This is a genomic window from Pseudomonas peradeniyensis (assembly GCF_014268935.2).
Taxonomy (GTDB): domain Bacteria; phylum Pseudomonadota; class Gammaproteobacteria; order Pseudomonadales; family Pseudomonadaceae; genus Aquipseudomonas; species Aquipseudomonas peradeniyensis.
Genome location: NZ_JABWRJ020000002.1, coordinates 18,247 through 41,320 on the forward strand (window position 1 = coordinate 18,247; position 23,074 = coordinate 41,320).

A 23,074-nucleotide genomic window follows, 5' to 3' on the forward strand; every position below is an offset into this window, starting at 1 on the left:
TGAACCTCTGCCGGTCGCGTTGGACTATGGTGAAGTACCGCCGTACTTCGTTTAAGTGATAGCGGTCAATTGAAGTGAATCACAGGAGAAGTGAATGAAAAGCCTATTTTCGCGTGCTGCCGTCGCCGGTCTGCTGATGGGGGCGTCTATGTTCGCCAGCGCCGCGGATGCCCTGAAGAGCGAGCAGCCACCGGAAGGCGCCAAGGTCTTCATCGTTTCGCCCGCCGACGGGGCCACGGTCGACAAGACCTTCACCGTCAAGTTCGGCATCGAAGGCATGGACCTCAAACCCGCGGGTGACCAGACCCCGCACACCGGCCATCACCACCTGCTGGTGGACGTGGACAAGGCGCCCCTGGCCGACCAGCCGCTGCCCACCAGCCTGATGCCGGAAAACAACGCGCCGCTGCCGGCAGGGCCGCAGGTGTTGCACTTCGGCAAGGCGCAGACCGAGGCGACCATCACCCTCACGCCAGGCAAACACACCCTGCAGCTGGTGCTGGGCGACAAGTACCACGTGCCGTTCAAGCCAAGCGTCGAGTCGCAGAAGATCACCGTCAACGTGAAGTGATCCGCCACGCCATCGCCGGCCGGCTCGCTTGCCGGCGATGAGCTTATTGCAGGCTGGGCAACCGTTTCAGAACTGTGAGCCAACCACTTCCTGCGCCACGCCCAGAAAAGCTGCCGGCAGTCGCGCCTGGCGTCGTTCCTTCAGGCAGTACAGGTACTCGTGCATCACCGGCGCCTCCTCCAGCGCCAGCACCCGTAGCTCCGGGTTATGCGGCACCTCGTGGCGGGCAATGATGCTGCTGATGCCGATATTGCGCAGCACCGCCTCGCGGATCGACTCGCGGCTGCCGATCTCCAGCAAGGCCCCGGCCTTCACATTGGCTTCTTGCATCATTTGCTCGGTCAGCTTGCGCGTGGTCGAGCCCTGCTCGCGCATCAGCAGGCAATGCCCGGCCACCACGTCGATGGACACCACCTGACGCTGGGCCAGCGGATGATTGCGGTGCACCGCCACCACCAGCGGGTCGGTGCCCAGCACCCGGCGCACCAGGCGCGTATCCTCGAGCAGTTGCGAGGACGCGGCGATATCCACCCGGTAATCCTCGAGCATCTCCAGCACCTGCTGCGAGTTGCCGATTTCCACTGCCACTTCCACCTGGGGCAGGCGCTCGCGGAAGATCTTCACCAGGTCGAGGATGTAGTAGGGCGCCGTGGCGGCGATGCGCAGGCTGCCCTGGGCCTGGCCGCTGTTGCGCAGCTCGAACTCGATGTCGGCCTCCTGCTGCAACAGTGCCTTGACCATCGGCAGCAGGCGCACGCCTTCCTCGCTCAGCACCAGGCGCCGGCCACCGCGGTAGAACAGCTCGACGTTGTACTGGCCCTCGAGATTGCGGATCTGCGTGGTCACCGTCGGCTGGCTGAGCCCGAGCTTCTTCGCCGCCAGGGTGATGCTGCCCAGGCGGGCCACCATGTAGAAGGCTTTGAGCTCGGCGCTCAGCATTGTGGATAACCTCTGTTCTGCGCTGCGGGCGCCTATTTGCGCAGCAGGCGCAAGCCGTTGAACACCACCAGCAGGCTTACGCCCATGTCGGCGAACACCGCCATCCACATGGTGGCCATGCCGGCAAAGGTGATTGCCAGGAAGATCGCCTTGATCCCCAGGGCCAGCACGATGTTCTGGGTGAGGATCGCCGCGCTTTGGCGCGACAGCCTGACGAACGCCGGGATTTTGCGCAAGTCGTCGTCCATCAGCGCCACGTCGGCGGTCTCGATGGCCGTGTCGGTGCCGGCGGCGGCCATGGCGAAGCCGATCTCGGCACGGGCCAGGGCCGGTGCGTCATTGATGCCGTCACCGACCATGCCGACCCGATGGCCCTCGCCGTACAGGCGCTCGATGCTGGCCAGCTTGTCCGCCGGCAGCAGGTTGCCCTCGGCGCGATCGATCCCCACCTGGGCGGCGATGGCCTGGGCGGTGTGGGGATTGTCGCCGGTCAGCATGACAGTCTTGATGCCCAGCTCGTGCAGTTCGGCGATGGCTTGGCGGCTGCTGTCCTTGACCGTGTCGGCCACGGCGAACAGCGCCAGCGGTCCGGAGCGGTCGAGCAACAGCACCACGGTCTTGCCCTGGCGCTCCAGCACATCGAGCTGCGCTTCCAGCTCCGGGGAGCACAGGCCGAGTTCTTCCACCAGGCGATGGTTGCCCAGGTGGTAGGTCTGGCCCTCGATATCACCGCGCACACCGCGACCGGCCAGGGCGGCGAATTCGCTGACCTCGCTCAAGGCCAGGTCCTTTTCCCTGGCGAACAGGGCGATGGCACCGGACACCGGGTGGTCGGAGCGAGCGGCCAGACTGGCGGCCAGGGCCTGGGCCCGGCCTTCGAACAGCGGGTCGAGGACCTTGCTGTCGGTCTGCACCGGCTTGCCGTGGGTGATGGTGCCGGTCTTGTCCAGGGCGAGGAAGTCCAGCTTGCGCCCGCCTTCGAGGTACACGCCGCCCTTGATCAGGATGCCCTTGCGCGCCGCCGCGGCCAGGCCGCTGACGATGGTCACCGGGGTCGAGATCACCAGTGCGCACGGGCAGGCCACCACCAGCAGCACCAGGGCACGGTAGATCCAGTCGAACCAGGCGCCGGCCATGAACAGCGGCGGGATCACCGCCACGGCCAGGGCCACGGCGAACACGACTGGGGTGTAGATGCGCGAGAACTGGTCGACGAAGCGCTGGGTCGGCGCACGGGCGCCCTGGGCCTCCTCGACGGCCTTGATGATCCGCGCCAGGGTCGACTGGCCGGCGGCGGCGGTGACGCGGTACTCCAGGGCGCCGGCCTGGTTGATGGTGCCGGCGAACAGCTTGTCGCCCACGGCCTTCTCGACCGGCAGGCTCTCGCCGGTGATCGGCGCCTGGTCGACGCTGGACTGGCCACTGATCACCTCGCCATCCAGGCCGATGCGCTCGCCAGGGCGTACCCGCACCAGAGCACCAATCGACACCTCGCGCACATCAAGTTCGCGCCACTGGCCGTCAGCCTGTTGCACGGTGGCCAGGTCCGGCGCCAGTTGCATCAGGCCGCCGATGGCATTGCGCGCGCGATCCAGCGAGCGTGCCTCGATCAGCTCGGCGATGGTGAACAGCACCATGACCATGGCCGCCTCCGGCCATTGGCCGATCAGCACAGCGCCGGTCACGGCAATGCTCATCAGGGCATTGATGTTGAGGTTGCGGTTCTTCAGGGCGATCCAGCCCTTCTTGTAGGTGCCCAGGCCACAGCCGAGAATCGCCGCCAGGGCCAGCGCGGCGACCACCCACTCCGGCGCCTTGCCGGAGAAGTGCACGATTTCTGCGGCGATCGCGGCAATACCCGACAAGGCCAGCGGCCACCAGCGGGTCTTGCTCGGCTGGGACGCATTGGTGCTGCCGTCGTCCTCGGCGGCCAGCGGTTCGGCCTTCATCCCCAGGCTGTCGATGGCCCGCTCGATCTCGGCGGTGCCGGTCAGTGTATGGCGCACGCCAAGCACACGGTTGATCAGGTTGAATTCCAACTGCTCGATGCCGGCCAGCTTGCCCAGCTTGTCCTGGATCAGCGTCTGTTCGGTGGGGCAGTCCATGGCCTCGATGCGAAAGCGGCTGAGCTGCGCCTGGGCGCTGGCCTTCTCGGTCAGCTGCACCAGGGCCGGGGTAGCCTTGCTGGCACAGCAGCTGTGGGCGTGTGGCTCATGGCCATGCGCGTGGTCATGCTTGTGGTCGGGGCTGACAGGCTGGTTCATGGAATCATCCTTAACTGAGCACTGGCCTCTGCGGATATCCACAGAGTGGGTTGTTGCCAAGTGAACACCCTGTAGCCACTATAGGGTCAAGCCCTCTGCTGGAGATTTGCCATGAAGATCGGAGAACTGGCCAAGGCCACCGACTGCGCCGTGGAGACCATCCGCTACTACGAACGCGAGCAACTGCTGCCCGAGCCCGCCCGCAGCGACGGCAACTATCGGCTCTACACCCAGGCCCATGTCGAGCGGCTGACCTTCATCCGCAACTGCCGCACCCTGGACATGACCCTCGATGAAATCCGCAGCCTGTTGAGCCTGCGCGACAGCCCCGATGGCTCGTGCGGCAGCGTCAATGCGCTGATCGACGAGCATATCGAGCATGTGCAGGCGAGGATCGACGGGCTGGTGGCGCTACAGGCGCAACTGGTGGAGTTGCGCCAGCAATGCAATGCGCAGGGGGCGGAGTGCGCGATATTGCAGCAGTTGGAGACCAATGGGGCGGTGACGGTGCCGGAGACCGAGCATTCCCATGTGGGGCGCAGTCACGGGCATTGATGCCAAAAGCATCGCGGGGCAAGCCCGCTCCCACGTGACTCAATGCATACGTGGGAGCGGGCTTGCCCCGCGATTGCGTCAGCTCAGACAGATGAAGATCTGTCAGACCGCCATCGGCGCCGTCATCGGCGCATGGTGCTCATAGCCTTCCAGCCAGAAGTCGCTCGGCTCGATCTTCTCCAGCCACTCCGGCTCATACTTGCCGGTCTTGGCAAACTCCGGCACGCGGTCGCTGATCACCAGCTTCGGCGCTGCCAGCGGTTCGCGCTTCATCTGCTCGCCCAGCATGTCCAGGTGGTTCTCGTATACATGGGCATCGCCGATGAAGTAGGTGAACCAGCGCGGGGTGTAGCCGGTCAGGCGGCCGAACAGCGACAGCAGCGCCGCGCCCTCGGTGAGGTTGAACGGCGTGCCCAGGCCCAGGTCGTTGGAGCGGATGTAGAGGGTCAGGGAGATTTCCTTCGTCTCGACATTCGGGTGGAACTGGTACAGCAGGTGGCACGGCGGCAGGGCCATCTCATCCAGTTGGGCGCAGTTCCAGCCGTGGAACAGGATGCGCCGGCTGCCCGGGTCGTTGGCGATGGTGTCCAGGCACTGGCGCACCTGGTCGATGGCCTTGTACAGGATGACGAACGCCTGGCCGTCTTCCTCGTCCTGGGCGATACGGCGGAAACCGGCCTTTTCAGCCGTCTCGATGGCCGCCGGGTTGCTCAGCGGGATGCGCTTGTAGCCCGGCCACTGGCGCCATTGCACGCCGTAGATCTCGCCGAGGTCGTCATGACCCTGGCGGAACGGGTTGGCCAGCCACTGGGCGTTCTCGTTGGCGTTCTGGTCCCAGACCTTGCAGCCCAGCTCGCGGAACTCGCCGGCGTTCCTCACGCCGCGCAAAAAGCCCACCATCTCGCCGATCGCCGACTTGAACGCCAGCTTGCGCGTGGTGATGGCCGGGAAGCCTTTCTGCAGGTCGAACTTGAGCATGGCGCCCGGCAGGCTGATGGTGCGGATGCCGGTGCGGTTTTCCTGCAGCGTGCCGTTTTCGATGACGTCACGGACCAGATCTAGATACTGTTTCATGGCTTACCTGTAGCAAGAACGGCAGGGGGATCGCCCCTGCCGTGAAAATCAGACGGTGGCCTTGGCCGACGGTTTACGGTTGTAGGCCCACCAGATCAGGAAGATGCCGCCGACGACCATCGGCACGCAGAGCAACTGACCCATGGTCAACCAGCCGAAGGCGATGTAGCCCAGCTGGGCGTCGGGTACCCGCACGAATTCCACGATGAAGCGGAAGATGCCGTAGAACAGCGCGAACATGCCGGAAACGGCCATGGTCGGACGCGGTTTGCGCGAGTACAGCCAAAGGATGACGAATAATGCCACACCTTCGAGGGCGAACTGATACAGCTGCGACGGGTGACGCGGCAGCTGGGCCGGGTCGCTGAACGGCGGGAACACCATCGCCCACGGCACGTCGGTGGCCTTGCCCCACAGCTCGGCGTTGATGAAGTTGCCGATACGCCCGGCGCCCAGGCCGATCGGCACCAGCGGCGCGACGAAGTCCATCAGCTCGAAGAACGACTTGTTGTTGCGCTTGCCGAACCACAGCGCGGCCAGCATCACGCCGATGAAACCGCCGTGGAACGACATGCCGCCTTTCCACACCTCGAAGATCAAGGTCGGGTTGGCCAGGTACTGGTGCAGGTCGTAGAACAGCACATAGCCCAGGCGCCCGCCGACGATCACCCCCATCGACAGCCAGAACACCAGGTCGGAGAGTTTCTCGCGGCTCCAGGTCGGGTCAAAGCGGTTCAACCGGCGCGAGGCCAGCAGCCAGGCGCCGCCGATGCCGATCAGGTACATCAGGCCGTACCAGTGGATTTTCAGTGGACCGAGGGCCACGGCCACCGGGTCGATCTGCGGGTAAGGCAGCATTGTCTTTCCTCTAGGTTCAGATAAGGAAGCTGAGTCCGACGCAGAACAGCAGCGCGGCGAACAGACGCTTGAGCACGCGCGGCGACAGCTTGTGCGCCAGTCGCGCGCCGTAGCGGGCGAAGAACATGCTGGTGGCAGCGATGCCGACCAGCGCCGGAAGGTAGACGTAGCCCAGGCTGTGGGCCGGCAGGTGTTCCTCGTGCCAGCCCAGCCAGATGAAGCCCAGGGCACTGGCCAAGGCGATCGGCAGGCCGCAGGCCGACGAAGTCGCTACTGCCTGCTGCATGGGCAGGCTGCGCCAGGTGAGGAACGGCACGGTCAGCGAGCCGCCGCCGATGCCGAAGATGGCCGAGGCCCAGCCGATCACCCCGCCGGCGGCGGTCAATCCGGGCTTGCCGGGGATGCCGCGGCTGGCCTTGGGCTTGAGGTCCAGGGCCATCTGCGCGGCGATCACCAGGGCGAACACGCCGATGATCTTCTGCAGCATCGGGCCCTGGATCAGCGAGGCAGTCTTGGCCCCGACCAGCGCGCCGAGCAGGATGCCCACGGTCATCCAGGCGAAGATCGGCCACTGCACCGCGCCCTTGCGCTGGTGCTCGCGCACGGCATTGATCGAGGTGAAGACGATGGTCGCCAGCGACGTGCCGACCGCCAGGTGGGTCAGCACCGAAGGGTCGAAGCCCTGCAGGGTGAAGCTGAACACCAGCACCGGCACGATGATGATGCCGCCACCGACGCCGAACAGCCCGGCCAGCACGCCGGCGCAGGCGCCCAACAGCAGATAGAGAGCGAATTCCATTCGTGGCCCCAGTGGAAAACAATCCGGCATGGTAACGGAAGCCAAGCCCGGCGCTCTAGTGAACTCTGTGTCAGATGATGGCTAGCGGTCGGCGGCGCGGGTAGAGTGGCCGAAAACACAGGGGACAACCTATGTGCCTGATCGTATTCGCCTGGCGGCCGGGGACAGCCCGGCCGCTGATCGTCGCGGCCAACCGCGACGAGTTCTATGCCCGGCCGACCCAGGCCCTGGCCGCCTGGGAGGATGCCCCGGGGGTACATGCCGGGCGTGACCTGGAGGCAGGCGGAACCTGGCTGGGGGTAGGGCCGAACGGGCGCTTCGCGGCGCTGACCAATATTCGCGATCCGCGCCAGCCGCTCGGGCCGCGCTCACGGGGCGAGCTGGTGGCGGCGTACCTGCAGGGCGAGCTGGGGGTCGAGGCCTATCTGGACCAGGTGGCCAGCCGCAGCGGGCAGTACTCGGGGTTCAACCTGCTGGTGGGCGATGGCGGGGGACTGGGCTACCTGCATGCCCGCGAGGCCGCGCCGCGCTTGCTGGCGCCTGGGGTCTACGGGCTGTCGAATGCCGGGCTAAATACGCCGTGGCCGAAGTTGGTCAAGGCGCGCAGCGGGCTTGAGGCGTTGCTCGAGGCCGCCGATCCGCAACGGCTGTTGGCCCTGCTGGGCGATGCACAGCCCGCGCCGGACGGCGAGCTGCCGGAAACCGGCGTGGGGTTGGCCACCGAAAGATTGCTGTCGAGCGTGTTCATCGCCAGCCAGAACTATGGGACGCGGGCGAGCACGGTGCTGATCGTCGATGACCAGGGGCGGCGGCGGATGGTCGAGCGCAGTTTCGGGCCGTTTGGTGGGCACCTGGGCGAGGTCAGCCTGGAGGTGTGAGGCCGGTACCGACGATCAGAGGGTCTTGTTCGGCCCGATCATCCGCGCCAGGCCAAGGTTCTTCAGTGCCAGCTGCAACGAGCTGTGGATAACCTGCGGGTTGTCATGGCTCATGGCGTCGGCCAGCAGTTCCTTGGCTTTGCCCAGGTTGACCTGGCGCAGCATCCACTTCACCTTCGGCAGGTTAGTGGCGTTCATCGACAGGCTGTCGAAGCCCATGGCCATCAGCAGGATCGCCGCGGCCGGGTCACCGGCCATCTCGCCGCAGATGCTCACCGGCTTGCCTTCCTCATGGGCGACGCTGACCACGGTCTGCAACGCCTGCAGCACCGCCGGGTGCAGGTAGTCGTACAGGTCGGCGACCCGCGGGTTGTTGCGATCGACCGCCAGCAGGTATTGGGTCAGGTCGTTGGAACCGACCGAGAGGAAGTCGACCTGGCGCGCCAGTTCGCGGGTCTGGTACACGGCGGCGGGAATCTCCACCATCACCCCCACCGGTGGCATCGGCACGTCGGTGCCTTCGTCGCGCACCTCGCCCCAGGCACGGTGGATCAGGTGCTGGGCTTCTTCCAACTCGTGGATGCCGGAAATCATCGGCAGCAGGATGCGCAGGTTGTTCAGGCCCTCGCTGGCCTTGAGCATGGCGCGGGTCTGCACCAGGAAGATTTCCGGGTGATCGAGGGTGACGCGGATGCCACGCCAGCCGAGGAAGGGGTTTTCTTCCTTGATCGGGAAGTACGACAGCGACTTGTCGCCGCCGATGTCGAGGCTGCGCATGGTCACCGGCAGCGGGTGGAACGCCTGCAGCTGTTCGCGGTAGATCGCCAGCTGTTCCTTCTCGCTGGGGAAGCGCTGGTTGATCATGAATGGCACTTCGGTGCGGTACAGGCCGACGCCCTCGGCGCCGCGCTGCTGGGCGCGGGCCACGTCGGCGAGCAGGCCGGTGTTGACCCACAGCGGCATGCGATGGCCGTCCGGGGTGATGCACGGCAGCTCGCGCAGGGCGTCGAGGCCCTTGGCCAGCTCGCGCTCCTCCTCGACCACATCGCTGTATTGCTTGCGCAGCACTTCACCCGGGTTGGTGAAGACCTCGCCCTTGTAGCCGTCGACGATCATCTCGATGCCGTCGGCCTTCGAATACGGCAGGTCGACTACGCCCATGACGGTCGGAATGCCCATGGCACGGGCCAGAATCGCCACATGGGAGTTGCCCGAGCCCAGTACAGAGACCAGGCCTACCAGCTTGCCCTCCGGCACCTCGCCGAGCATGGCCGGGGTCAGCTCTTCGCTGACCAGGATGGTGTTGTCCTGGTAGACCAGCGACTGCGAACGGGCTTCCTGCAGGTAGGCCAGCAGGCGCCGGCCCAGGTCCTTGACGTCCGAGGCGCGCTCGCGCAGGTAGTCGTCGTCCATCAGCTCGAAGCGGTTGACGTGCTCGCCGACCACCTGGCGCAGGGCGCCCTGGGCCCACTGGCCGGTCTTGATGACCTCGACCACTTCGCCACCGAGGGCGGCGTCCTCGAGCATCATCAGGTACACGTCGAACAACGCGCGCTCTTCGGGGCGTAGTTGGGTGGCGAGCTTGGCCGACAGCTTGCGCATGTCCTCGCGCACGCCTTCGAGGGCGTTGTTGAACAGCTTGAGTTCGTTGTCGATGTCCTCGACGGTGCGGTCCGGCACCACCTCGAGGTCGGCGGGCGGCAGCATCACCACCGAGCGGCCGACGGCGGCGCCTGGAGAGCCTGGCACGCCGACGAAGCGGGCCTCCTGGATGCCCTTGCCCTGGCGGCCCAGGCCACGAATGGAGCCGGTCGCCTCGGCGTGGGCGATAACCCCGGCGAGCTGGGCGCTCATGGTGACCAGGAAGGCCTCTTCGCCCTCGTCGAACTGGCGGCGCTCCTTCTGCTGGATGACCAGTACCCCGACCACCCGACGGTGGTGGATGATCGGCGCGCCGAGGAAGGAGGCGAATTTCTCCTCGCCGGTCTCGGCGAAGTAGCGGTAGCGGGGGTGGTCGGCGGCGTTCTCGAGGTTCAGCGGCTCCTCGCGGGTGCCGACCAGGCCGACCAGGCCCTCGTTGGGGGCCATGCTGACCTTGCCGATGGAGCGCTTGTTCAGGCCCTCGGTGGCCATCAGCACGAAGCGGTTGCTGTCCGGGTCGAGCAGGTAGACGGAGCAGACCTGGCTGCCCATCGCCTCCTTGACGCGCAAGACAATGATACCCAACGCCGTCTTGAGATCTTTGGCGGAGTTCACTTCCTGGACGATCTTGCGCAGCGTATTGAGCATGGCTCGGGGTCGGACTCCGTCGTCAGTCGCGCGTCAGCAGGCGCGGGGCTAGCTCTTTCAGGGCGCGGCGGTATACCTCGCGCTTGAATGTCACCACCTGGCCCAGCGGATACCAGTAGCTGACCCAGCGCCAGCCATCGAATTCCGGTTTGCCGGTGAGGTCCATGCGCACCCGTTGCTCGTTGCTCACAAGGCGCAGCAGGAACCACTTCTGTTTCTGGCCGATGCACAGCGGCTGGCTATGGGTGCGCACCAGGCGCTGGGGTAAACGATAACGCAACCAGCCACGGGTGCAGGCAAGAATTTCCACGTCCTGGCGTTCCAGGCCCACTTCTTCGTTCAGCTCGCGGTACAGGGCATCTTCCGGCGTCTCGTCAGGGTTGATGCCACCCTGGGGAAACTGCCAGGCATCCTGGTTGATCCGCCGAGCCCATAGCACCTGCCCGGCATCATTCGTGAGAATGATCCCGACATTGGGGCGAAAACCATCCGGGTCGATCACGGCAGCAACCTCGCAAACGCATGTCAACGCATTGTTCCACAAAGCCCGAGCGCGCAGCAACGCGCCCGCCAAGCTTATGTGCAGCGAGGTGAAAACTCCGTATTCTGCGGGACCCTTCCGTGGCTGATGCGAGTGACCGCGATGCGCCTGGCTTTATTCGACCTGGACAATACCCTCCTCGGTGGCGACAGCGACCACGCCTGGGGTGACTACCTGTGCGAGCGGGGCATTCTCGACCCGGTCGCCTACAAGCAACGCAACGACGCCTTCTACCAGGACTACCTCAATGGCACCCTGGACATGCAGGCCTACCTGGCCTTTTCCATGGAAATCCTCGCGGCCAGCGAGCCTGCGCAACTGGAGCAGTGGCACCGCGAGTTCATGCGCGACTGCATCGAGCCGATCATCCTGCCCAGGGCCCTGGCGTTGCTGCAGCAGCACCGCGAGGCGGGCGACCAACTGGTGATCATCACCGCCACCAACCGCTTCGTCACCGCGCCGATCGCCCGCCGCCTGGGCGTGCGTACCTTGCTGGCGACCGAGTGCGAGGTGCGCGAGGGTCGCTACACCGGGCGTAGCACCGATATACCCTGTTTCCGTGAAGGCAAGGTGACGCGACTTGCGCGCTGGATGCTGGAGAACGGGTTCGACCTGGAGGACAGCTACTTCTACAGTGACTCGCTGAATGACGTGCCGTTGCTGGAGGTGGTGGCGAACCCGGTGGCGGTGGATCCGGATCCTAAGCTGCGGGCGGAGGCCGAGCGGCGGGGGTGGCCGGTGATTTCTCTTCGGGGTTGAGATTACCGGGGCCACTTTGCGGCCCTTTCGCCGGCAAGCCGGCTCCCACAAGGAGAGCGGTGATCGTCTGTGGGAGCCGGCTTGCCGGCGAAAGGGCTGCAAAGCGGCCCCCGGAGCCTAGATCGGTTTGGCGCCCATCAAGCCGGCAATGGACAGGAAGCAGACGCCACTGAATACCGCCAATGCCAAGGTGAACTTCAACCCCACGGTTTCAGCCTTGCGCATCCGGTTCAGACGCACCACCAGCCACCACACGGCAAACGCACCCAGCGTATAGATGACGCTGGACGCCAGCACCCAGGTCTGCCCCAGCGGCCAGCCGACCAGGTGCACCAGCCACCAGCCGGTGAACGGCATGCTCACCAGGCACAATCCCATCAGCAGCCAGACGAACACCAGTGGTCGGCGCAACAGCTTGCCGTAGGCCTCGGCATCGCCCTGGCGGCGGGCGCGGACAGTCCAGATCGCCAGGCCCAGACCGCCCAGCAGCAACAGGGCGGTGGCGAGGATATGCAGGGTCTTGAGGGTGGTCAGGTGTTCCATTTCGTGATCGTCCTTCTTGCTGGCGGCTTCAGCGCGGGGCAAACCCGCTGCCACGAGGTCCGTTTGGCGTGTTCAGCCCAAGAATAGCCGGTAAGCCGGGTTCTCGGTCTCGTCCCAGTACGGGTAGCCGATCTTGGCCAGCGCCGCTGGCACCAGGTGACGCTCGTCTTCCGGCACCTGCAGGCCCGCGACCACCCGGCCATCGGCAGCGCCGTGGTTACGGTAGTGGAACATCGAGATGTTCCAGCGCCCTCCCAGCTTGTTGAGGAAGTTGAATAGCGCACCCGGCCGCTCGGGGAACTCGAAGCGCAGCACCATCTCGTCACTGGCCCCGGCCGAATGGCCACCGACCATGTGGCGGATGTGCAGCTTGGCCAGCTCGTTGTCGGTCAGGTCGGTGACCGGGAAGCCTTGCTCGGTCAACTGCTGGACCAACGCCGCGCGCGGGTCGGTTTCCGGGTGGGTCTGCACACCGACGAAGATATGCGCTTCATCCGAGGTGTGCTTGCGGTAGTTGAATTCGGTGATCTGGCGCTTGCCGATGGCCTCGCAGAAGGCCTTGAAGCTGCCCGGGCGCTCCGGGATGGTCACGGCGATGATCGCCTCGCGCTTCTCGCCCAGCTCGGCGCGCTCGGCCACATGGCGCAAACGGTCGAAATTGACGTTGGCGCCCGAGTCGATGGCCACCAGGGTCTGCCCGGCAACGCCCTTGAGTTCGACGTACTTCTTGATGCCGGCCACGCCCAATGCGCCAGCAGGTTCGGTGATCGAGCGGGTATCGTCGTAGATATCCTTGATCGCCGCGCAGATCTCGTCGGTGCTGACGGTGATCACCTCGTCCACATGGTGACGGCAGATGTCGAAGGTGTGCTGGCCGATCTGCGCCACCGCCACGCCATCGGCGAACAGCCCGACCTGCGGCAGCACCACGCGCTCACCCGCGGCCATGGCAGCCTGCAGGCAGTTGGAGTCGTCCGGCTCGACGCCGATCACCTTGATCTCGGGGCGCAGGTACTTCACGTACGCCGCGATGCCGGCGATCAGCCCGCCGCCGCCGACCGGCACGAAGATCGCGTCCAGCTGGCCCGGGTGCTGGCGCAGGATCTCCATGGCCACGGTGCCTTGCCCGGCAATGGTGTGTGGATCGTCGTAGGGATGGATGTAGACGAAGCCCTTTTCCTCCACCAGCTTCAGCGAGTAGGCCAGCGCCTCGGGGAAGGTGTCACCGTGCAGAACCACCTTGCCGCCCCGGGAACGCACGCCTTCGATCTTGATCTCCGGGGTGGTCTTGGGCATGACGATGGTCGCCTTGATCCCCAGCTCCCGCGCCGCCAGGGCCAGGCCCTGGGCGTGGTTGCCGGCGGAGGCTGTGACCACGCCGCGGGCCAGTTCCTCGGCGCTCAGTTGCGCGAGTTTGTTGTAGGCCCCGCGGATCTTGAACGAGAACACTGGCTGCAGGTCCTCGCGCTTGAGCAGCACCGTGTTGCCCAGGCGCTTGCTCAGCTGCCCGGCGCTGTGCAACGGGGTTTCGACGGCAACGTCGTAGACGCGCGAGGTGAGGATCTTCTTGACGTACTGTTCGAGCATCGGAAAGCATCACTGGGCCGCGGGACAAGGGCTGGGAGTCTACCGCAGCGTCACGTCGGGCGACCACAGCAAAGCCGCCGGAGCCGTTATACTAGGCAACTTTGAAATCCGCCCAGCCCCTCCCGGAGCCCGCATGACCCAGGACCAACTCAAACAGGCCGTCGCCCAGGCCGCCGTCGATCTCATCCTGCCGAAACTGGATGAGAAAAGCGTCGTCGGCGTCGGTACCGGTTCGACCGCCAACTTCTTCATCGACGCCCTGGCCCAGCACAAGACCGCCTTCGACGGCGCCGTCGCCAGCTCCGAGGCCACCGCCCAGCGCCTGAAGGGCCATGGCATCCCGGTCTACGAGCTGAACAGCGTCAGCGAGCTGGAGTTCTATGTCGACGGCGCCGACGAAAGCGACGCTCACCTGAACCTGATCAAGGGCGGCGGCGCGGCCCTGACCCGCGAGAAGATCGTCGCGGCGGTGGCCAAGACCTTCATCTGCATCGCCGACGCCAGCAAGCTGGTGCCGGTGCTGGGCGCCTTCCCGCTGCCGGTGGAGGTGATTCCGATGGCCCGCAGCCATGTGGCGCGCCAGCTGGTCAAGCTGGGCGGCGACCCGGTCTACCGTGAAGGCGTGGTGACCGACAACGGCAACGTCATCCTGGATGTGCACAACCTGCAGATCACCAACCCGGTGGAGCTGGAAAGCCAGATCAACGCCATCGTCGGCGTGGTCACCAATGGCCTGTTCGCGGCGCGTCCGGCGGATGTGCTGCTGCTCGGGACCGCTGAAGGCGTGAAGACCCTCAAGGCCGAGTAAGCCTCATCGCGGGGCAAGCCAGCTCCCACGGTGGGAGCGGGCTTGCCCCGCGATAGCGCCAGCCCAGGCAATCAATCAGCCGGCTGCTTGAACACATAGAACAGGTTCGGCTCGCTGACCAGGTAGATGGTCCCGGCGTCGTCCATCGCAATTCCCTCCGCCTGCGGCACGGTCTGTTTCAACCCCTGGAACCCCTTGCGCAGTGACAGCGTGCTCAACGGCCTGCCCTTCACATCCAATTCCAGCACCAGCCGCGACTCGTCCGACAGCGCCAGCAGGTGCCCGCTGCGTTCGTCGAACTGCAGGCTCGACAGGTCCCTCACGAACAGCCGCCGGTCACGCTTGCGATCCTGCACCACATGCACGGCATAGGGTTTGTCGGGGTTGTCGTGGGGAAAGCCATGCACCTCGTAGATCATCATCGGGTCCCGCTCCTTGGCCACGAACAGGCGCTTGCCCGCCGAGTCGTAGGCCAGTCCCTCGAAACCCTTGTTGCCGTTGAGGCCAATGCCCAGGGACAACTGCTCGGCATCGTTGGCGTCGAGGAACAGGGTGTCGTCGTCCAGGCGCACGCGAATAAGCCGCTGCTGACGCTCGTCGGTGATCACGTAGCTGTTGGGCCCCACATACTCCACCGCCTCGGGGTCGCCGAAGCCGGTCAACGGCACGCGGCGCAGGATGCGGCCGTCCAGCGACAGCTCGATCAGCTCCGAGCGGGCATTGGTGACGGTGAACAGGCTCTTGCGGTCGGGGTCGTAGGTCAGCGCCGAAATGTCGTCGTCCAGCCCGACGATGGGCTGTGCTTCGATCGCCACCTGGTAGCGGTCCAGGCCGATGCTCTGCTCGGCCGGCTGCCACCAGGTCTTGAGGTTGAACCAGCCTCGCTCGAACAGGCGGAACTCATGCCCGGCGGCGCCCAGGACGACTAGGGCAACAAGCACGATGAAGGCGAAGATCAGGCGAAGGTGGCGGCGCATGCGGTCGGACTCGGCGAAAGGAGCACGTATCTAACCACTATCAACTGAAGCAAAGCTTAATGCCATCATCAGACCAATCTGAAAGATCAGGGCTTCCTGAAGCGATAGAACAGATTGGGCTCGCTGACGATGTACAGGTTGCCCTGGTCATCCATCGCCACGCCTTCGGCCCGGGGGATGGTGTCAGCCAAGCCATTGAAACCGCCCAACAAGGTCATGAAACTGACCTGCTCACCTTTCTCATCCAGCTCGAGCAGCATGTTGGAGTCCGCCGACAGTGCCAGCAGGTGCCCGGTGCGCGGGTCGATGCCCAGTGCAGAGAGGTTGCGCAGGTCCAGCTCGTCGCTGGGCAGCGGCTGCTTTTCGCCCTTGAGCGGGCCGTGGCCATCGGTGCTCCAGATGAACATCTTCGGTGGCCGCTCGGCGCCGATGATCAGGCGCTGGCGGATCAGGTCCCAGGCAATGGCTTCGAAGCCCTTGTTGCCGTCCTCGGTATTGCCCAGGTCATAGGGCTGGTAGTCGGTGCGGTTCAGCGATGTCGTGGCGGCATCCACCTTTACCAGCGTCAGGTCATGGTTGCGCTCGTCGACAATGGCGATCTGGCCGTCCTCAAGCACCGCCACGCCTTCCGGGTTGGACCAGCCAACCAGGGGAATCTTGCGCAACACATCGCCATCGAGGGTGAGTTCGACCAGGAACGGATGTTTGCCCATGACCGAGAACAACGTCCGGGTGTGCGGATTGAACGCCAGGTCAGAAGCCTCGTCGCGCTCCATGCCCGGCAAAGGCTTGGCATCGATGTCGGCCACGTAGTCTGGCAACCAGATACTTTCCTGGCGCTCGGCCTGGCTTTCGAAGCCTTCCTTTATCCACAACAGACCACGGTCATCCCAGTGCATGGCCACCACCAGGCCATAGGCGATGATCGCCAGCGCAAGTAGCCACAGCGACCAACGGGTGATCAGGCGTCGCTTGGGCGGAAGGGATGCGCTGGAAGGGTTGGTCATCGATCGGAGATCCTGAAAGTAGGCGGCAGCGTGGTCGCCACTGTCGGCAAATGAAGGTGAATAGACGAATTATCCGGATCAATTGTGAAAAAAACGACAAATCCTACTGGAACAGTCAGCGACGACGGCATTGCACCGTCGTCGCCCGGAGTCAAAGCACCCGGCCTTCGAACCGGCTTGCGCCGGGAAGTTCCAGCACCAGCTCATCGCCGACATTGAACGGCCCCACGCCCGCCGGGGTGCCGGTGAGGATGACATCGCCGGCCTGCAGGGAGAAGTGCTCGGCCATGTGCTGGATCATCGGTACGATCGGGTTGAGCATCAGCGCGCTGTTGCCGTCCTGGCGCACCTCGCCGTTGATGGTCAGGCGGATGCCGATATCGGTCAGGTCCTCGAAGGTGCCGGCCGACACGAACGGCGGCAGCACGCAGGCGCCGTCAAAGCTCTTGGCCAGTTCCCAGGGCAGGCCCTTTTCCTTCAGTTTCGCCTGCACATCGCGCAGGGTCAGGTCCAGCGCCGGGGCAAAGCCGGAGATGGCGTCGAGCACCTCTTCCTCGGAAGGGTGGGTGGACAGGGGTTTGCCCAGCAGCACGGCGATCTCTGCCTCGTAGTGCACCGAACCGCGCTCGGTCGGGATCTTGAAGCCGCCTTCCAGGGGCACCACGCAGCTGCCGGGCTTGATGAACAACAGCGGCTCGCTGGGGATGGGGTTGTCCAGTTCCTTGGCATGCTCGGCGTAGTTGCGGCCGATGCACACCACCTTGCCCAGCGGGAAGTGGATGCGTGTGCCGTCTACGTACTGGTGCTGGTAACTCATGGCCGACTCCTGTGAATACTGCTTTTTATTCGGGAGCGAAGATCTTACCCGGATTCATGATGCCGTTCGGGTCGAACACCGCCTTGATCGCCTTCATGCAGGCGATTTCCTCCGGTGAGCGGCTGTAGCCCAGGTAGTCGCGCTTGGTCATGCCCACGCCATGCTCGGCGGAGATCGAGCCGTTGTAGCGTTCGACGATCTCGAACACCCACTTGTTGACCTTGGCGCAGGAGGCGAAGAAGTCGTCCTTGGTCATGTGGTCGGGCTTGAGGATGTTCAGGTGCAGGTTGCCGTCGCCGATATGGCCGTACCAGACCACTTCGTAGTCCGGGTAGTGCTCGCCGACGATGGCGTCGATATCGCGCAGGAAGGCCGGTACCTTCGATACGGTGACCGAGATGTCGTTCTTGTACGGTGTCCAGTGGGAGATAGTTTCGGACAGGTACTCGCGCAGCTTCCACAGGTTCTTCAGCTGGGTCTCGCTCTGGCTCATCACGCCATCGAGCACCCAGCCCTGCTCGACGCAGTGCTCGAAGGTGGCCAGGGCTTCGTTGGCCACCTCCTCGGTGCTGGCTTCGAACTCCAGCAGGGCATAGAACGGGCAGTCGGTTTCGAACGGCGCGGGCACATCGCCCCGAGCGAGGATCCTGGCCAGGCCCTTGTCGGAAAAGAACTCGAAGGCCGTCAGGTCGAGCTTGCCCTGGAAGGCGTGCAGCACCGGCATGATCGCGTCGAAATCGGGCGTGCCCAGCACCATGGCGGTGAGGTTGCGCGGCGCGCGGTCCAGGCGCATGGTCGCCTCGACCACGAAGCCCAGTGTGCCTTCGGCGCCGATGAACAGCTGGCGCAGGTCGTAGCCGGTGGCGTTCTTGATCAGGTCCTTGTTCAGCTCGAGCAGCTCACCCTTGCCGGTGACCACCTTCAGCCCGGCTACCCAGTTGCGGGTCATGCCATAGCGAATCACCTTGATCCCGCCAGCGTTGGTACCGATATTGCCCCCGATCTGGCTGGACCCGCTCGAGGCGAAGTCCACTGGGTAGTAGAGGCCCTGGTCCTCGGCGAATTGCTGCAACTGGCGGGTGACGACCCCTGGCTGGCAGACCACGGTGCGGTCGAACTCGTTGAAGGCGAGGATCTGGTTCATGTAGTCGAAGGCCACCACCACCTCGCCATGGGCGGCCACGGCGGCGCCCGATAGCCCGGTACGCCCGCCCGACGGCACCAGGGCGACCTTGTGCCGGTTGGCCCAGCGCACGATGGCCTGCACCTGCTCGACGGACTTGGGGAAGACGATGGCGCTCGGCGCCGGCGGGTAGTGCTTGGTCCAGTCCTTGCCGTAGGCCTCGAGCGAGGCCGGGTCGGTAAGGACCTTGCCAGGGTCGACCAGGGTCATCAGCTCATCAATTACCACGGACTGGGTCATCGCTGGAACTCTCGACTTATTCATAGTCACCCTGAGCACGCTTCACCTGTCGGGATAAGCTCAGGTTGTGTCGCGTATGCTAGCATAGCCCTCCCGCTGTTCGTGCTAAGGCCGACGCCGCGCCGCTTTACCCTCCTCGCCATTTTTCTCCGGGATACAGGTTTACGCAGATGAGCAAGACTTCTCTCGACAAGAGCAAGATCAGGTTCCTTCTTCTTGAAGGTGTGCACCAGAACGCGGTCGATACCCTCAAGGCCGCCGGCTACACCAACATCGAATACCTCACTGGTTCGCTGCCGGAAGCCGAGCTGAAGGAAAAGATCGCCGATGCCCACTTCATCGGCATCCGTTCGCGCACCCAACTGACCGAAGAGATCTTCGACTGCGCGAAGAAACTGGTCGCGGTCGGCTGCTTCTGCATCGGTACCAACCAGGTCGACCTGGAAGCGGCCCGCGAGCGCGGTATCGCCGTGTTCAACGCCCCCTACTCGAACACCCGTTCGGTGGCCGAGCTGGTGCTGGCCGAAGCCATCCTGCTGCTGCGCGGCATCCCCGAGAAGAACGCTTCCTGCCACCGTGGCGGCTGGATCAAGAGCGCGGCCAACTCCTTCGAAATCCGCGGCAAGAAGCTGGGCATCGTCGGCTACGGCTCGATCGGCACCCAGCTGTCGGTCCTGGCCGAGAGCCTGGGCATGCAGGTGTACTTCTTCGACCCGCTGACCAAGCTGCCGCTGGGCAACGCGGTACAGGTCACCAGCCTGCACGAGCTGCTGGGCCTGGCCGACATCGTCTCGCTGCACGTGCCTGAGCTGCCATCCACCCAGTGGATGATCGGCGAGAAGGAAATCCGCGCGATGAAGAAGGGCTCGATCCTGATCAACGCCGCCCGTGGCACCGTGGTCGAGCTGGACCACCTGGCCGCCGCGATCAAGGACAAGCACCTGATCGGCGCCGCCATCGACGTGTTCCCGGTCGAGCCGCGCTCCAACGACGAAGAGTTCGAAAGCCCGCTGCGCGGCCTGGACAACGTGATCCTGACCCCGCACATCGGTGGTTCCACCGCCGAGGCCCAGGCCAACATCGGCCTGGAAGTGGCCGAGAAACTGGTCAAGTACAGCGACAACGGTACCTCCGTGTCGTCGGTCAACTTCCCGGAAGTGGCCCTGCCGGCCCACCCAGGCAAGCACCGCCTGCTGCACATCCACGAAAACATTCCGGGCGTGCTCAGCGAGATCAACAAGGTGTTCGCCGAAAACGCTATCAACATCTCCGGTCAGTTCCTGCAGACCAACGAGAAAGTGGGTTACGTGGTGATCGACGTCGACGCCGAGTACTCGGACCTGGCCCAGGAGAAACTGCAGCACGTGAAGGGCACCATCCGCTCGCGCGTGCTGTTCTGAGTTTCACTGCGTCATGAAAAGGGAGGCCCTGGTGGCCTCCCTTTTTTATTCGGCCAACGCCTGAAAATCGGATAGTCGCTACAAAAATCCACCAATACCACTATCACTCGTTTTTGCCCCCTCGCCACACAACCGTCTCACAGCCTTCCTAGCATGGCCCCATCTCTTCGATGAGGCCTTGCCATGAACAACGCCACTCCAGGCGCACAGATGAAAGTGCGCGGTATCCACAAGCGCTTCGGCGCCTTCACCGCACTCAACGACGTCTCCCTCGACATCGCCGCCGGCGAGCTGGTGTGCCTGCTCGGCCCGTCGGGCTGTGGCAAGACCACGCTGCTGCGCTGCATCGCCGGGCTCGAGCGCCAGGACCGCGGGACGCTGTACATTGGCGACCGCGACATCTCCGAGCTGCCACCTCAGGCCCGCGACTACGGCATCCTGTTCCAGTCCTACGCCCTGTTCCCCAACCTCACCGTCGAAGCCAACATCGCCTACGGCCTGACCGGCAGCAATCGCGAGGCCTCGCGCCAACGGGTCGGTGAAATGCTCGAACTGGTCGGCCTTGCCGGCAGCGAGAAGAAGTACCCCGGCCAGCTGTCCGGTGGCCAGCAACAACGCGTGGCCCTGGCCCGCGCCCTGGCGCCTTCGCCGTCGCTGCTGCTGCTCGACGAGCCGATGTCGGCGCTGGACGCCCGTGTGCGCGAGCACCTGTGTACCGAACTGCGCCAGTTGCAGCGCCAGCTGGGTATCACCACGCTGATGGTCACCCATAACCAGGACGAGGCCATGCTGATGGCCGACCGCATCGCCGTGATGAACAACGGTCAGGTCGAGCAGTACGCCACGCCCCAGGAAATCTACGACCAGCCGGCCACGCCGTTCGTCGCCGAGTTCGTCGGCCAGGGCAACTGGCTGCCGTTCCAGCGCAGCGGCGACAGCCATGCCCAGGTCGGCGGCCTGCACATGCGCCTGGCGGCCAATGCCGCCGGTGCCAGCAGCGGCCGGCTGTTCTGCCGGCCCGAGGCGATCACCGTCAACCCGGTGGTACACGAGGAAAACCTGTTCCCGGCGAAGGTCCGCGAGATCACCTTCCTCGGCAACCGCTGCCGCATGAGCTTTGAGTTCAAGGCCCTGCCGGGCCACGCGTTGCTCGCGGAGCTGGCGCCAGAGGCGATGCCGCGCCTGGGTTCGCAGGACATCTGGGTGGCGCTGCCGCCGCAGAGCCTGCAGGTGTTCGCCTGAGATGGCCGCGCCCATGACCCTGCCGCTCACCGCCGCCAAGGCCGCACCTCGCAGCGGTGTCGCCCTGGGGGACCGTCTGTTCGTGGTCGGTGGCAAGAGCCTGCTGCTGATCCTGCTGGTGCTGGCGGTGCTGATGCCGCTGCTGGCGATCTTCTGGCGCGGCTTCAGCGCTGAAGCCGGGCAGGGCGGCGGCCTGCCGGCTGCCCGTGAGTTGTTCGCCAGCGAGAACTTTCACTGGCTGCTCGGCAACAGCCTGTCGGTGGCGTTCACCGTCACCGCCATTGTCGTGCCACTGGCCTATCTGTTCGCCTATGCCCTGCAACGCACACTGATCCCGGCCAAGGGACTGTGGCGCGGCATCTCGCTGCTGCCGCTGCTGGCGCCGTCGATGCTGCCGGCCATCGCCCTGGTGTACCTGTTCGGCAACCAGGGCCTGCTGCGCGGGCTGCTCAGCGACAATATCTACGGCTTCTGGGGCATCGTGCTCGGCGAAGCCATCTACACCTTTCCCCACGCCCTGATGATCCTGCTCTCGGCGCTGTCGCTGGCTGACGCACGGCTGTTCGACGCCGCCTCGAGCATGGGGGCGGGGCCGGCGCGGGCATTCTTCAGCATCACCTGGCCGGCCACGCGCCAGGCGGTGTTCGCCGCGTTCTGCCTGGTGTTCACCCTGACCATCACCGACTTCGGCGTGCCGGTCGTGGTGGGTGGGGATTACCAGGTGCTGGCCCTGGAAGCCTACAAGGCCGTGGTCGGCCAGCAACAGTTCGGTCGTGGCGCGCTGATCGGCATGGTGCTGCTGGTGCCGGCCCTGCTCAGCTTCACCGTCGATGCCTGGTTGCGCCGTCGCCAGGGCGAGGCCATGAGCGGTCGTGCCCAGGTGTTCGAGCCCAAGCCGTCGCGGCTGCGCGATGGCTGCTTCCTGGCCATCGTGCTGCTGGTGTGCGCGGCACTGCTGGCAGTGGTCGGCATGGCGGTGTATTCGTCGCTGGTCAAGTTCTGGCCGTACAACCTGTCGCTGTCGCTCAAGCACTACATGTTCGAGGACACCGCCGGTGGCGGCTGGCTGGCCTACCGCAACAGCGTGACCATGGCCATCGGCAGCGCGCTGATCGGCAGCGTGGTGATCTTCACCGGCGCCTACCTGATGGAGAAGACCCAGGGGCAGCGCCTGCTCAACCAGCTGCTGCGCTTGCTGAGCTTCATCCCGATGGCGGTGCCTGGCCTGGTGCTGGGCCTGGGCTACGTGTTCTTCTTCAACCTCAACGGCAACCCGCTGCATGTGTTCTACGGCAGCATGGCGCTGCTGGTGGTGTGCACCATCGCCCACTACCTGACCACCGCGCAGATGACCGCCACCACCGCCCTGCGCCAGCTCGATGGCGAGTTCGAGGCCGCCGCGCTGTCGCTCAAGGCGCCGCTGTACAAGCATTTCATGCGGGTCACCGTGCCGATCTGCCTGCCGGCGCTTCTGGACATCATCCGCTACCTGTTCGTCTCGGCGATGACCACCGTGTCGGCGGCGATCTTCCTGTACAGCCCCGACACCATCCTCGCCGCCGTCGCCGTGCTGAACATGGACGACGCCGGCAACGTCGGCGGCGCCGCCGCCATGTCGACCCTGATCCTGCTTACCAGCGCTGCCGCATCCTTGCTGCTGGCCGGTGCTTCACGCGGCCTGCTGCGCCGCTCCCAGGCCTGGCGCCAGCGCGCGCCAGGCCATTGACCGACTGCCCACACTGA

The 23,074-nt window shown here is 65.0% G+C and carries 21 protein-coding genes; 8 read left to right on the top strand and 13 right to left on the bottom strand.

The features are described from left to right. Window positions 1-94 precede the first annotated feature (94 nt). On the top strand, window positions 95-571 hold the full coding sequence (locus HU751_RS09590) for a DUF4399 domain-containing protein (protein WP_186732414.1): 477 nt from the start codon (window positions 95-97) through the stop codon (window positions 569-571). A gap of 66 nt (window positions 572-637) precedes the next feature. On the opposite strand, the gene HU751_RS09595 is transcribed toward HU751_RS09590, so the two are convergent. Both HU751_RS09595 and HU751_RS09600 read right to left on the bottom strand, forming a co-directional pair. Then, the gene (locus HU751_RS09595) at window positions 638-1,510 is read right to left on the bottom strand and encodes a LysR substrate-binding domain-containing protein (protein WP_186732415.1); all 873 of its coding nucleotides are present in this window, start codon (window positions 1,508-1,510) and stop codon (window positions 638-640) included. 32 nt (window positions 1,511-1,542) lie between these two features. Continuing rightward, window positions 1,543-3,774, bottom strand: a complete 2,232-nt coding sequence (locus tag HU751_RS09600) for a heavy metal translocating P-type ATPase (RefSeq protein WP_186732416.1) — start codon at window positions 3,772-3,774, stop codon at window positions 1,543-1,545. A gap of 111 nt (window positions 3,775-3,885) precedes the next feature. On the opposite strand from HU751_RS09600, the gene cadR reads away from it, so the two are divergent. Next, window positions 3,886-4,329 carry a cadmium resistance transcriptional regulator CadR gene (gene cadR / locus HU751_RS09605; protein WP_050707402.1) on the top strand — a complete coding sequence of 148 codons (444 nt, stop codon included), beginning with the start codon at window positions 3,886-3,888 and terminating at the stop codon, window positions 4,327-4,329. Window positions 4,330-4,431: 102 nt separating this feature from the next. Here the strand turns inward: cadR and HU751_RS09610 are convergent, their stop codons facing one another. Genes HU751_RS09610 through HU751_RS09620 form a run of 3 tightly spaced genes read right to left on the bottom strand, consistent with a single transcriptional unit; the run spans window position 4,432 to window position 7,060 of the window. Next, window positions 4,432-5,403 carry a thymidylate synthase gene (locus HU751_RS09610; RefSeq protein WP_186732417.1) on the bottom strand — a complete coding sequence of 324 codons (972 nt, stop codon included), beginning with the start codon at window positions 5,401-5,403 and terminating at the stop codon, window positions 4,432-4,434. Window positions 5,404-5,451: 48 nt separating this feature from the next. After that, window positions 5,452-6,261 (bottom strand): prolipoprotein diacylglyceryl transferase, encoded by an 810-nt coding sequence (gene lgt, locus HU751_RS09615; protein WP_186732418.1) that lies wholly within the window; start codon window positions 6,259-6,261, stop codon window positions 5,452-5,454. A gap of 16 nt (window positions 6,262-6,277) precedes the next feature. Next, complete coding sequence (locus HU751_RS09620; protein ID WP_050707397.1) at window positions 6,278-7,060, bottom strand: sulfite exporter TauE/SafE family protein; 783 nt, start codon at window positions 7,058-7,060, stop codon at window positions 6,278-6,280. Between the two features lie 131 nt (window positions 7,061-7,191). Between HU751_RS09620 and HU751_RS09625 the strand changes: the two genes are divergently transcribed. Then, window positions 7,192-7,938 carry an NRDE family protein gene (locus HU751_RS09625; protein ID WP_186732419.1) on the top strand — a complete coding sequence of 249 codons (747 nt, stop codon included), beginning with the start codon at window positions 7,192-7,194 and terminating at the stop codon, window positions 7,936-7,938. Window positions 7,939-7,953: 15 nt separating this feature from the next. On the opposite strand, the gene ptsP is transcribed toward HU751_RS09625, so the two are convergent. Then, complete coding sequence (gene ptsP / locus HU751_RS09630; protein ID WP_186732420.1) at window positions 7,954-10,227, bottom strand: phosphoenolpyruvate--protein phosphotransferase; 2,274 nt, start codon at window positions 10,225-10,227, stop codon at window positions 7,954-7,956. Window positions 10,228-10,249: 22 nt separating this feature from the next. Continuing rightward, a complete protein-coding gene (locus tag HU751_RS09635) occupies window positions 10,250-10,729 on the bottom strand; it encodes an RNA pyrophosphohydrolase (protein WP_028688498.1) in 480 nt (159 codons plus the stop codon). Between the two features lie 141 nt (window positions 10,730-10,870). Here HU751_RS09635 and HU751_RS09640 point away from each other — a divergent pair, with 141 nt between their 5' ends. Next, the gene (locus tag HU751_RS09640; RefSeq protein WP_186732421.1) at window positions 10,871-11,527 is read left to right on the top strand and encodes a histidinol-phosphatase; all 657 of its coding nucleotides are present in this window, start codon (window positions 10,871-10,873) and stop codon (window positions 11,525-11,527) included. Between the two features lie 117 nt (window positions 11,528-11,644). Here the strand turns inward: HU751_RS09640 and HU751_RS09645 are convergent, their stop codons facing one another. After that, complete coding sequence (locus HU751_RS09645) at window positions 11,645-12,070, bottom strand: DUF2269 domain-containing protein (protein ID WP_186732422.1); 426 nt, start codon at window positions 12,068-12,070, stop codon at window positions 11,645-11,647. Window positions 12,071-12,142: 72 nt separating this feature from the next. Further along, the gene (ilvA, locus tag HU751_RS09650; protein ID WP_186732423.1) at window positions 12,143-13,657 is read right to left on the bottom strand and encodes a threonine ammonia-lyase, biosynthetic; all 1,515 of its coding nucleotides are present in this window, start codon (window positions 13,655-13,657) and stop codon (window positions 12,143-12,145) included. Between the two features lie 133 nt (window positions 13,658-13,790). On the opposite strand from ilvA, the gene rpiA reads away from it, so the two are divergent. Then, window positions 13,791-14,465: a ribose-5-phosphate isomerase RpiA gene (rpiA, locus tag HU751_RS09655; RefSeq protein WP_011536226.1), complete on the top strand. Its 675-nt coding sequence runs from the start codon at window positions 13,791-13,793 to the stop codon at window positions 14,463-14,465. A 71-nt stretch (window positions 14,466-14,536) separates the two neighbouring features. On the opposite strand, the gene HU751_RS09660 is transcribed toward rpiA, so the two are convergent. The 4 genes from HU751_RS09660 to HU751_RS09675 form a co-directional block, all read right to left on the bottom strand. After that, the gene (locus HU751_RS09660; RefSeq protein ID WP_186732424.1) at window positions 14,537-15,442 is read right to left on the bottom strand and encodes an SdiA-regulated domain-containing protein; all 906 of its coding nucleotides are present in this window, start codon (window positions 15,440-15,442) and stop codon (window positions 14,537-14,539) included. Window positions 15,443-15,528: 86 nt separating this feature from the next. Next, entirely contained in the window at window positions 15,529-16,449 is a 921-nt protein-coding gene (locus tag HU751_RS09665) for an SdiA-regulated domain-containing protein (RefSeq protein ID WP_186732425.1), read from the bottom strand. Window positions 16,450-16,600: 151 nt separating this feature from the next. Then, entirely contained in the window at window positions 16,601-17,266 is a 666-nt protein-coding gene (locus HU751_RS09670; protein ID WP_186732426.1) for a fumarylacetoacetate hydrolase family protein, read from the bottom strand. A gap of 25 nt (window positions 17,267-17,291) precedes the next feature. Beyond that, window positions 17,292-18,689, bottom strand: a complete 1,398-nt coding sequence (locus tag HU751_RS09675; RefSeq protein WP_186732427.1) for a D-2-hydroxyglutarate dehydrogenase — start codon at window positions 18,687-18,689, stop codon at window positions 17,292-17,294. Between the two features lie 170 nt (window positions 18,690-18,859). Here HU751_RS09675 and serA point away from each other — a divergent pair, with 170 nt between their 5' ends. From serA to HU751_RS09690, 3 genes are all read left to right on the top strand, one after another. Further along, a complete protein-coding gene (serA, locus tag HU751_RS09680) occupies window positions 18,860-20,089 on the top strand; it encodes a phosphoglycerate dehydrogenase (protein ID WP_050707386.1) in 1,230 nt (409 codons plus the stop codon). A 183-nt stretch (window positions 20,090-20,272) separates the two neighbouring features. Next, window positions 20,273-21,331: a putative 2-aminoethylphosphonate ABC transporter ATP-binding protein gene (locus HU751_RS09685; protein ID WP_186732428.1), complete on the top strand. Its 1,059-nt coding sequence runs from the start codon at window positions 20,273-20,275 to the stop codon at window positions 21,329-21,331. Between the two features lies 1 nt (window position 21,332). Further along, complete coding sequence (locus HU751_RS09690) at window positions 21,333-23,057, top strand: putative 2-aminoethylphosphonate ABC transporter permease subunit (protein ID WP_186732429.1); 1,725 nt, start codon at window positions 21,333-21,335, stop codon at window positions 23,055-23,057. The last annotated feature ends 17 nt before the right edge of the window (window positions 23,058-23,074 follow it).

Bases quoted from the DNA above. Each gene is read 5' to 3' on its own strand.
- HU751_RS09590 (WP_186732414.1), top strand. From the start codon at position 95: ATGAAAAGCCTATTTTCGCGTGCTGCCGTCGCCGGTCTGCTGATGGGG.
- HU751_RS09595 (WP_186732415.1), bottom strand. From the start codon at position 1,510: ATGCTGAGCGCCGAGCTCAAAGCCTTCTACATGGTGGCCCGCCTGGGC.
- HU751_RS09600 (WP_186732416.1), bottom strand. From the start codon at position 3,774: ATGAACCAGCCTGTCAGCCCCGACCACAAGCATGACCACGCGCATGGC.
- cadR (WP_050707402.1), top strand. From the start codon at position 3,886: ATGAAGATCGGAGAACTGGCCAAGGCCACCGACTGCGCCGTGGAGACC.
- HU751_RS09610 (WP_186732417.1), bottom strand. From the start codon at position 5,403: ATGAAACAGTATCTAGATCTGGTCCGTGACGTCATCGAAAACGGCACG.
- lgt (WP_186732418.1), bottom strand. From the start codon at position 6,261: ATGCTGCCTTACCCGCAGATCGACCCGGTGGCCGTGGCCCTCGGTCCA.
- HU751_RS09620 (WP_050707397.1), bottom strand. From the start codon at position 7,060: ATGGAATTCGCTCTCTATCTGCTGTTGGGCGCCTGCGCCGGCGTGCTG.
- HU751_RS09625 (WP_186732419.1), top strand. From the start codon at position 7,192: ATGTGCCTGATCGTATTCGCCTGGCGGCCGGGGACAGCCCGGCCGCTG.
- ptsP (WP_186732420.1), bottom strand. From the start codon at position 10,227: ATGCTCAATACGCTGCGCAAGATCGTCCAGGAAGTGAACTCCGCCAAA.
- HU751_RS09640 (WP_186732421.1), top strand. From the start codon at position 10,871: ATGCGCCTGGCTTTATTCGACCTGGACAATACCCTCCTCGGTGGCGAC.
- HU751_RS09645 (WP_186732422.1), bottom strand. From the start codon at position 12,070: ATGGAACACCTGACCACCCTCAAGACCCTGCATATCCTCGCCACCGCC.
- ilvA (WP_186732423.1), bottom strand. From the start codon at position 13,657: ATGCTCGAACAGTACGTCAAGAAGATCCTCACCTCGCGCGTCTACGAC.
- rpiA (WP_011536226.1), top strand. From the start codon at position 13,791: ATGACCCAGGACCAACTCAAACAGGCCGTCGCCCAGGCCGCCGTCGAT.
- HU751_RS09660 (WP_186732424.1), bottom strand. From the start codon at position 15,442: ATGCGCCGCCACCTTCGCCTGATCTTCGCCTTCATCGTGCTTGTTGCC.
- HU751_RS09665 (WP_186732425.1), bottom strand. From the start codon at position 16,449: ATGACCAACCCTTCCAGCGCATCCCTTCCGCCCAAGCGACGCCTGATC.
- HU751_RS09670 (WP_186732426.1), bottom strand. From the start codon at position 17,266: ATGAGTTACCAGCACCAGTACGTAGACGGCACACGCATCCACTTCCCG.
- HU751_RS09675 (WP_186732427.1), bottom strand. From the start codon at position 18,689: ATGACCCAGTCCGTGGTAATTGATGAGCTGATGACCCTGGTCGACCCT.
- serA (WP_050707386.1), top strand. From the start codon at position 18,860: ATGAGCAAGACTTCTCTCGACAAGAGCAAGATCAGGTTCCTTCTTCTT.
- HU751_RS09685 (WP_186732428.1), top strand. From the start codon at position 20,273: ATGAACAACGCCACTCCAGGCGCACAGATGAAAGTGCGCGGTATCCAC.
- HU751_RS09690 (WP_186732429.1), top strand. From the start codon at position 21,333: ATGGCCGCGCCCATGACCCTGCCGCTCACCGCCGCCAAGGCCGCACCT.